Here is an 8,708-nt window from a genome sequence, read left to right on the forward strand (position 1 = left end):
TACGGCCGGGACAGCGACAGGCAGCTTTGGCAAGCCTGCGCTGTTTGAGGTGGGCGTTTCCCCCGGCGTGGGAAACAAGAAGTTCACCGCTCGCCAGATGGCGCTGCTCGCCGAGGTAGCGGGTGATGAAGGCGAGCTGGAGTATACGCCGGATCACCAGATCGTGCTGCGCGTGCCATGCGCAGACCCGGAGGAGCTGGTAGGGCGGCTGCGGGATGAACGATTCATCGTGATGCCGATTGGCGATGTGTTTAAGGTGAAGGCGTGCGACTTCTGCAATATGGAGAAGGATGATGCTGTGCCTGTGGCAGAGCATCTACAGGTTGTACTGGGCGGATTGCAGGCACCCAAGGAAACGAGCATTGCTTTGAACGGCTGCGGTATGGCCTGCTATGGAGCGGTGCTGGAGGATATCGGGATTGTGTACCGCAAGGGAGGATACGATCTGTTTCTCGGCGGCAAAAAATTTGGCCGCAACGCTCATGCCGCTCAACCTGTAGCGGAGGGCATTCCGGGGGATCAGATTACGGATATCGTTGAGAACGTCATCGCTGAATATAAGGAACAAGGGCATCCGAACGAGCGTTTTCATAAATTTTTCAAGCGTGTGGGCGTGGTAGCGGGTTTTCGGCATGAAGATGCACCTGCAACAGTAGAAGTGAATGCCGTCTGCGGCGATTAATGCGCTAGAAAGCCTGTTTTTATGGATGTAAGCATATAGATAAAATAGGGCGTCTTGCAGGTTATCTCTATTGATGAGGAGGAAAATACAGCAGTGAATGCAATATTGTTGGTTGGACATGGGAGTCGGGACCCGGAGGGGAATCAGGAGCTGATGGAATTTGCGCAGGCGGTGGCAGATCGCGTGCCGGATATGTGCGTGGAAACCTGTTTCTTGGAGTTGGCACGTCCAGGCATTGCTGAAGGGGTGCAAACATGTGTGGAGAAAGGGGCGACGCGTGTCGTTCTTATTCCGATTATTTTGTTCGCAGCGGTACATGCCAAAATTGATATTCCGATGGCGATTGACCGGGCAAAAGCTAAATATCCGCAGGTGGAATTTGTATACGGACGTCCGATTGGCGTTCACGAAAAAATCGTCAGCATTCTGCAAAGCCGCTTGAAAGAGGCCCGACCGGTTGCGGTTCCAGCCGGTATAAATAGCGCTGTGGAGGCTTCTGCCGAGGTGACGGATGAAGAAACGGCTGTGCTGGTGCTGGGACGCGGAAGCAGCGATCCGGATGCGAACAGCGACTTTTTCAAAATTACCCGTATGCTGTGGGAAAAACTCCCGTATACGTGGGTGGAGAGCAGCTTTATCGGTGTGACGCAGCCTTCTTTTCCAGATGGTTTGGAGCGTTGTCTACGTCTGGGCGCTAAAAAAATCATCGTGCTTCCATACTTTCTATTCACGGGTGTGCTGATTAAGCGTATCGGAGAAATGACAGAGGAATTTGCGGAGTCTCATCCTGCATTGCAAGTGGAAATGGGCGGATATTTTGGGTTCCATCCACAATTGGTCGAGCTGGTGCTGGAACGCGCCAACGAAGGCTTGGTCGGCAAGGTCATGGCCAATTGCGATAACTGCCAGTTCCGTCTGGAGGCGCAGGAGCATCACCATCATCACCACGACCATGATCATGACCACGGGCATGACCACGATCACCATCATGATCATGATCATCATGCACATGATCACGGACACGATCATCATGAGGAACACTCGCATGGTCATGACCACGATCACGAGCATGAGCATGTACATGCGCACAGCCATGATAACCATGATCATGAACACTACCACGATCATTCACATACGCCGTCTGTTGTGAACGGAAGCGGGATTTCAGGTAGCGGGCAGGTGAAGGGCTCATGATTTTCATGCTATGCGGAACGAGCGATGCTCGGGAATTGGCGCTGCAAATCCGTGACAATGGCTTCAAAGTGCTGACCTCCGTCGTAACAGAAAGCGCGGCAACCAGCTTGTCCGAAGTGGGGCTGGACGTACGTACAGGTCGAATGACAGCCGATGAAATGGCAGCAGTAGTTCGGGAACAGGGAGTGCAGGCCATCGTTGATGCCAGTCATCCTTTTGCAGAAGAAGCACATGCGAATGCCATGACAGCCGCTCGTGAATCCGGGGTTCCTTATATTCGCTACGAACGTGCGGGGCTGGTGTATGACAATCATCCGCTGCTTCACATCGTACCCTCCTATGAGGAAGCCGCATTGGAAGCGAAGCAGCTCAAAGGCTCTGTAATGCTTACGACAGGCAGCAAGACGCTCGGCACGTTCACCCAGCATTTGCTTGGAGAACCGGAGATTCGTCTGGTCGCTCGCATGCTGCCACGCTTGGACAATATGGAGAAATGCGGCGAGCTGGGCATGGAGCAAAAAAATATTATCGCCATGCAGGGACCTTTTTCCCGCGAGATGAACGAGGCATTGTACAAGCATTTCGGCACGACGGTGATGGTCACCAAGGAAAGCGGACGCACGGGAGCGGTAGATGAGAAGGTTCAATCTGCGCTGGAGCTGGGTATTCATGTTATTTTGATTTCCAGACCAGAAGTGGAATTTGGCACCGTATTTGATCGTTTCGACGGAGTGATCGACGCACTGCGCACAACCAAGGTGGACCCTTCGATCTGAACTATGACCCTGTGAATCTGATCGATCCGGGTAATTAACAACCCAGTCAATCCGATAAATCCAGAACTTTTTCTGGCGTGTATTTAAAATATAGTCATCTTAAAATGCGTATATAAGCTGAATTTTAAAAATTCACATCAAAGCGGAGCAGGTGGAATGGTGTTGTGCAAGCGCAGCGGTGGCGATGGGAAGTACCATCCGACTGCGTAGTGGCACAATAGGTAACTTTGAATGTTCTAAACTAATTTTTCATACAGGAGTGGTCGAGACGATGGATTTTAAGACGGATTTTAAACCGCTAACGGTGCAGCCGCAGGAGATTGAAGGCAAAAGCTTCGAGATGATCACGGAAGAACTGGGAGAGCATCCTTTTACAGAAGCGCAATATCCAGTCGTACAACGTGTGATTCACGCGTCTGCTGATTTTGAGCTGGGCCGCAGCATGGTGTTTCATCCGAAGGCGATTGAAGCCGGGGTTGCAGCCATTCGCGCAGGGCAGCAGGTCGTTGCGGACGTGCAAATGATTCAGGCGGGTCTAAGTAAGGATCGTATCCGGCAATTTGGCGGAGATGTGCATGTGTACATTTCGGACCCGGACGTGATGGAGGAAGCGAAAAGGCTGAATACGACACGCGCCATCATTTCGATGCGTAAAGCGGTTCAGGCAGGCGAAGGCGGTATCTATGCGATTGGCAATGCACCGACAGCGCTGCTGGAGTTGATTCGTCTGGTGAAAGAAGGAGCGGCCAAGCCCGGACTGGTGATTGGAATGCCTGTCGGTTTCGTATCGGCGGCAGAATCCAAGGACGAGCTGCGCAAGCTGGATATTCCGTTCATTACGAATATTGGGCGCAAGGGCGGCAGTACCATCGTCGTGGCGGCATTGAATGCGATTTCCTTAATGGCTGTCCGCTAGATGCGGTTGTCCGTTTGCTGTATCATGAAATGAATTGGAGCATGATCAGCATATGAGGTTAAGGAGGAATGAGTATGGAAAAGGAAGCGGCGTCCGCCGACAGGCCCAAACGGATGAAAACCGGTGAAGCTCCCGCGCCGGACAAGCCGATGCGGTCAGGCTTTACGACCGGAGCCTGTGCGGCTGCGGTTGCCAAAGGAGCGGTGCAACTGCTCATCACGGGCATTCCGCCGAAGGAAGCGGTGATATCGCTGCCAGCGGGATTCGATCATGCGTTTGAGCTGATTGAGCCTGTGCTGAACGCGGACGAGGCTTCCTGCACGACGATCAAGGACGGCGGCGATGACCCGGATGCGACGCATCAGGCGAGAATTATCGCGTCTGTTAGCTGGCGGGAGGAACCGGGCATTGAGCTCGACGGCGGTATCGGCGTGGGACGGGTGACGAAGCCTGGCCTGCCTGTACCTGTCGGGGAAGCAGCGATCAATCCGGTGCCGCGCCGGATGATTACCGAGGCCGTCACAGGCGTACTCGAGGAGCATGGATCGGCTAAAGGTGTCCGTGTCGTCATCAGCGTGCCGGACGGCGAAGAAATCGCCAAGAAGACGCTGAATGGGCGACTTGGTATTCTTGGCGGTATCTCCATACTGGGTACGCGAGGTGTGGTGGTGCCATTTTCCACGTCGGCTTATAAAGCCAGTGTCGTGCAGGCCATATCGGTTGCGCAAGCGATGGATTGCAAGGAAATTGTCCTGACCACAGGCGGCAGCAGTGAAAAATATGCCATGCAAATGTATGATCAACTGACGGAAGAAGCCTTTATTCAGATGGGCGATTTTGTCGGCTTTGCGATCAAGCATGGGAAACGGCTGGGAATGAAAAAGATTATTCTCGTCGGCATGCCCGGTAAGCTGTCGAAGGTCGCTCAAGGTGTCATGATGGTTCATTCCAAGAGCGCCCCGGTGGATTTTGCCTTTTTGGCCGAGGTCGCGCGTGAAGCGGGTGTGGACGAGTCGCTTGCAGCGGCAGTGGCCGAGGCGAATACAGCTACGCAGGTGGCGGATATGATGACCGAGGCGAATGCGCTGAGCTTTTTTGAAAAGCTGTGCACCTATGGCTGTCAGCATTGTCTGGAGCATGCAGGTGGTGGAATCGTTGTAGAAATGGTACTGGTAACGATGAAGGGGAATGTGCTGGGGAGGGCGAGAGTCGGTGAGTAGAGTGATCCGTGTCATTGGTATCGGTGAAAATGGAGCGGCAGGTCTGTCGCAGGAGACGCTGGAGCGAATCGAGCGTGCGGACGTGCTGGTTGGCGGAGAGCGCCAACTGGCCTTTTTCAAGGCAGCCGCAGGGGAAAAAAGAACATTAAAGAGCGGCTTCTCCGCCGTGGTAGAAGAATTGGGACGTTTGCGTGAGGACAAGGATATTGTCGTGCTTGCGTCAGGCGATCCGCTTTTTTTTGGCATCGCAGGGTACTTATCCGCCAAGCTGGGGGCCGAGCATCTTGATATTGTGCCGCATCTCAGCTCGGTTCAGTTGGCATTTGCACGTCTGGGAGAGAGCTGGCAGGATGCGATGCTGGAAAGCATACATGGCCGTCCGATAACCGGACTGGCGCAGCGGATCGACGGACAGCACAAGGTCGCGCTGCTGACGGACGACCGGAATCATCCCGCCGCAGTCGCTGCCTATCTGCTGCATTACGGCATGACGGAATACGATGCCTTTGTTGGCGAGCATTTGGGCGGACCGGATGAGGCGTATCGGCATTATACGCTGGAAGAGATGGCGCAGGGAACGTTTCAACCACTGAATGTGGTTATTTTGCGCCGCCGTAAGGGTGCGGACGTGCCTGCAATTCGTCGGGGATTTGGCTTCGAGGATGCAGAATTTCACCAGCGTAAGCCGGAAAAAGGGCTGATTACGAAGCGTGAAGTGCGCGTGTTCAGCTTGTCCGAGCTGCGTCTGAAAGAGCGAAGCATCGTATGGGACATTGGCGCAGGCTCCGGCTCTGTAGCTGTGGAGTGTGCGCGACTGGCGAAGTACGGGCAAGTGTTTGCCATTGAGAAGAATGAAGGCGATCTCGCCAATGTGGAAGCGAACAAGATCAAATTCCGCACCGATTTTCCGGTCATTCACGCCAAAGCGCCTGCCGGACTGGAAGAGCTGCCAGACCCGGATGCGGTATTTATCGGCGGGAGCGGGGGAGAGCTGGCGGAGTTGATTCGGCTGTGCGCTTCCCGTCTGCGTACGGATGGACGAATTGTAGTGAATGCCGCAACGATTGAGACGCTGCATGACGGCATGAAGGCGATGCAGGAAGCGGGGCTGGAAACCTCGGTGACGTTACTGCAAACAGCGCGTAGCAAGCCGATTTTGAATATGACTCGTTTTGACGGACTGAATCCGATATATGTCATTACGGGGCGGTTGTCGGTGGAAGCGGCTGACGAAGTAGCGGGGGAGTAATTTGGTAGATCAAGAGGGGGAGAGAGACAGCATGAATACGGCGGCAACAGGAACACTTTACGGCGTAGGCGTGGGGCCGGGTGATCCCGAGCTGATTACGGTCAAGGCGTACCGGATGATTCGGGAATGCGCAGTTGTGGCATATCCGAAAAAACGTCGGGGAGGCAAATCGTATGCCCATGAAATCGTGGAGCTGTACGTCAACCCGGAGGAAAAAGAGATGCTGGGGCTCATTTTCCCGATGACCAAGGACCCGGTTGTACTGGAACGGGAGTGGAATAAAACGGTGGTTGCTTGCTGGGAGGCGCTGCGTGAAGGCAAGGATGTAGCCTTTGTCACCGAGGGGGACCCGAATCTGTACAGTACCTTTATTCACTTGGCGCGTCTCATGAAGGAGCTTCATCCCGAGGTACCGATTGTATCTATTCCGGGCATTTCCTCCGTGTTGGGAGCAGCGGCGGCACTGGAGTTGCCTTTGGCAGACGGAGATCAGCAGGTTGGTATTATTCCGGCTACGGATGATCGGGAAGCGATGAAGCGGGCGATTGAGAATCACGATACGGTTGTGTTTATCAAGGTTGCCAAGGTGCTGGATTTGATTTTGGATGTGCTGGATGAACTCAATCTGGGGGACCGTGCATCTGTCATTACCAAGGTCACTTCTCCTTATGAAATGGTATGGCGCAACGCACATGAGCTGCGCGGACAGGAGCTTGAATATTTGAGTTTAATGGTGGTGAGCAAATGACGTTGGAGCCAAAAGTATATATCGTAGGAGCAGGTCCCGGCGACCCGGAGCTGATTACTGTCAAAGGCTCCCGGATTCTACGCACGGCCGATGTGGTATTGTACACGGATTCACTTGTGAACGACGAGTTGATTGCCACGGCCAAGCCAGAGGCGCAGGTACTGCAAAGCTCAGGCATGGATCTCGAGCGGCAGGTCGAGATTATGAGCGAGGCTGTGCAGGCTGGACGCAGTGTAGCTCGCGTACATACAGGTGATCCGGCAGTGTACGGTGCGATTTTGGAACAAATGGTGTTGCTGAAGCAGCGCGGAGTAGCATACGAAATCGTACCAGGCGTCAGCTCGGTCTTTGCTTCTGCGGCGGTGCTGGGTGCAGAGCTAACTGTGCCTGACCTGACACAGACGGTCATTCTGACGCGTGCCGAAGGCCGTACACCTGTACCGGATCGGGAAAAGCTGCGCGACCTGGCATCCCATCACTGTACAGTGGCACTGTTCCTCAGCGCAACGCTAGCGAAGAAGGTGGTTGTCGAGTTTCTAGCGGCAGGCTGGAGCGAGGACACGCCTGTAGCGGTTGTGCAGCGTGCAACCTGGCCGGACCAAAAGATCGTGCGCACGACGCTCGCTCAATTGCCTGCCGATCTGCGCGCAGCAGGCATTACGATGCATGCCATGATTTTGGCAGGCTGGGCGCTCGACCCGGGACTGGTGGACAAGGACGCACATCGTTCCAAGCTGTATGATAAGTCGTTTACCCATGGTTACCGGAAGGGAGTAAAGCCTGGTGAGTAATCCTTTTGCCGCTGTGGCGATCACGAAGCATGGAGTGGAGATGGTCCGCAATTTGGGAACCAGCTTTCCGGGTACGGATGTGTATTATATGTCCAAGTTTGAGCGTGGCGACGAGCAGGAGCGTGGCATTCAATTGTTCGAAGGCTCGGTCAAGCTGATTTTGCCGGATTTATTTAAACAATATAACGGTATTATTTTATTTATTTCCCTCGGTGCGGTCGTCCGTATGATTGCGCCGATTCTAGTGGATAAAAAGGTAGACCCGGCGGTGGTCGTCATTGATGATCGCGGGGAGCATGTCATTAGCGTACTGTCCGGGCATTTGGGCGGTGCCAATGAATTGACCCGCCATGTAGCCGCTGTACTGGGCGCACGTGCAGTAATCACGACCGCATCGGACGTGCAGGGCACGATTCCGGTGGATATGTTGGGTCGGGAATTGGGTTGGGTGGTCGACAGCTTCGACAAGGCAACTCCGGTGAGCGCGGCTGTTGTGAATGAGGAGCCTGTGGCGCTTGTGCAAGAGACAGGCGAACGGAACTGGTGGCGTTATGACAAGCCTGTGCCTGCCCATATCAAGGTATATGCTTCGATGGCAGAAGCGTCACAAGAGCCGTTCAATGCGGCGTTGGTTGTCAGTGATCGTATGCTGGAGTCGGAGGAAAAGGAACAGTTCCTAACGAATGGCGTGCTGTATCGTCCGAAAAGTCTGGTGCTCGGCATCGGCTGTAATCGGGGCACTGCTATGGAGGAGCTGGAGGCTGGCGTGCTGGACACCTTGAATGAGCTTCGCTTGTCTGTGAAAAGCGTGCGCAATATTGCCACCATTGATCTGAAAAAGGATGAAGAGGGCTTACTTGCCCTTTGCGCTAAATACGGCTGGGAGCTGGTGACGTACACGCCGTCAGAGCTAAACACCGTACAGCTTTCCAATCCATCGGAAACGGTCTTTAAGTATACAGGAGCGTACGGTGTCAGTGAGCCTTCAGCCCTCTTATCCTCCGGTGCAGATCATTGGCTGCTGGAGAAGAAGAAAAGCGGCAACATGACCATTTCCGTAGCACGGGTATCTTATGACTGACCGCAATAAGCAGGATGTGCGGACGGATCAGGCCGCTGGCGCACGCAGAAG

Annotated in this window: 8 protein-coding genes and 1 pseudogene; all 9 read left to right on the top strand. The window is 54.1% G+C overall.

Going from position 1 to position 8,708, the window contains the following annotated elements:
• Positions 1 to 682 (top strand): annotated as a pseudogene (locus L696_RS0102905) (precorrin-3B C(17)-methyltransferase); the annotation flags it as partial.
• A 93-nt stretch (positions 683 to 775) separates the two neighbouring features.
• Positions 776 to 1,876 carry a sirohydrochlorin chelatase gene (locus L696_RS0102910; RefSeq protein WP_025682314.1) on the top strand — a complete coding sequence of 367 codons (1,101 nt, stop codon included), beginning with the start codon at positions 776 to 778 and terminating at the stop codon, positions 1,874 to 1,876.
• Complete coding sequence (gene cobK, locus L696_RS0102915) at positions 1,873 to 2,652, top strand: precorrin-6A reductase (protein WP_025682315.1); 780 nt, start codon at positions 1,873 to 1,875, stop codon at positions 2,650 to 2,652. Before L696_RS0102910 ends, cobK begins: the two co-directional genes overlap by 4 nt.
• 271 nt (positions 2,653 to 2,923) lie before the next feature.
• The gene (locus tag L696_RS0102920) at positions 2,924 to 3,568 is read left to right on the top strand and encodes a precorrin-8X methylmutase (protein WP_025682316.1); all 645 of its coding nucleotides are present in this window, start codon (positions 2,924 to 2,926) and stop codon (positions 3,566 to 3,568) included.
• A 74-nt stretch (positions 3,569 to 3,642) separates the two neighbouring features.
• Positions 3,643 to 4,788 carry a cobalt-precorrin-5B (C(1))-methyltransferase gene (locus L696_RS0102925; RefSeq protein WP_025682317.1) on the top strand — a complete coding sequence of 382 codons (1,146 nt, stop codon included), beginning with the start codon at positions 3,643 to 3,645 and terminating at the stop codon, positions 4,786 to 4,788.
• A complete protein-coding gene (locus L696_RS0102930; protein WP_025682318.1) occupies positions 4,781 to 6,037 on the top strand; it encodes a bifunctional cobalt-precorrin-7 (C(5))-methyltransferase/cobalt-precorrin-6B (C(15))-methyltransferase in 1,257 nt (418 codons plus the stop codon). Before L696_RS0102925 ends, L696_RS0102930 begins: the two co-directional genes overlap by 8 nt.
• A gap of 31 nt (positions 6,038 to 6,068) precedes the next feature.
• Complete coding sequence (cobI, locus tag L696_RS0102935) at positions 6,069 to 6,785, top strand: precorrin-2 C(20)-methyltransferase (RefSeq protein ID WP_025682319.1); 717 nt, start codon at positions 6,069 to 6,071, stop codon at positions 6,783 to 6,785.
• Positions 6,782 to 7,576: a precorrin-4 C(11)-methyltransferase gene (cobM, locus tag L696_RS0102940; RefSeq protein WP_013373518.1), complete on the top strand. Its 795-nt coding sequence runs from the start codon at positions 6,782 to 6,784 to the stop codon at positions 7,574 to 7,576. Before cobI ends, cobM begins: the two co-directional genes overlap by 4 nt.
• Positions 7,569 to 8,657, top strand: a complete 1,089-nt coding sequence (locus L696_RS0102945; RefSeq protein ID WP_025682320.1) for a cobalt-precorrin 5A hydrolase — start codon at positions 7,569 to 7,571, stop codon at positions 8,655 to 8,657. Before cobM ends, L696_RS0102945 begins: the two co-directional genes overlap by 8 nt.
• Positions 8,658 to 8,708 lie beyond the last annotated feature (51 nt).

The sequence above is a fragment of the Paenibacillus maysiensis genome, from assembly GCF_000520815.1.
In the GTDB taxonomy this organism is placed as follows: domain Bacteria; phylum Bacillota; class Bacilli; order Paenibacillales; family Paenibacillaceae; genus Paenibacillus; species Paenibacillus maysiensis.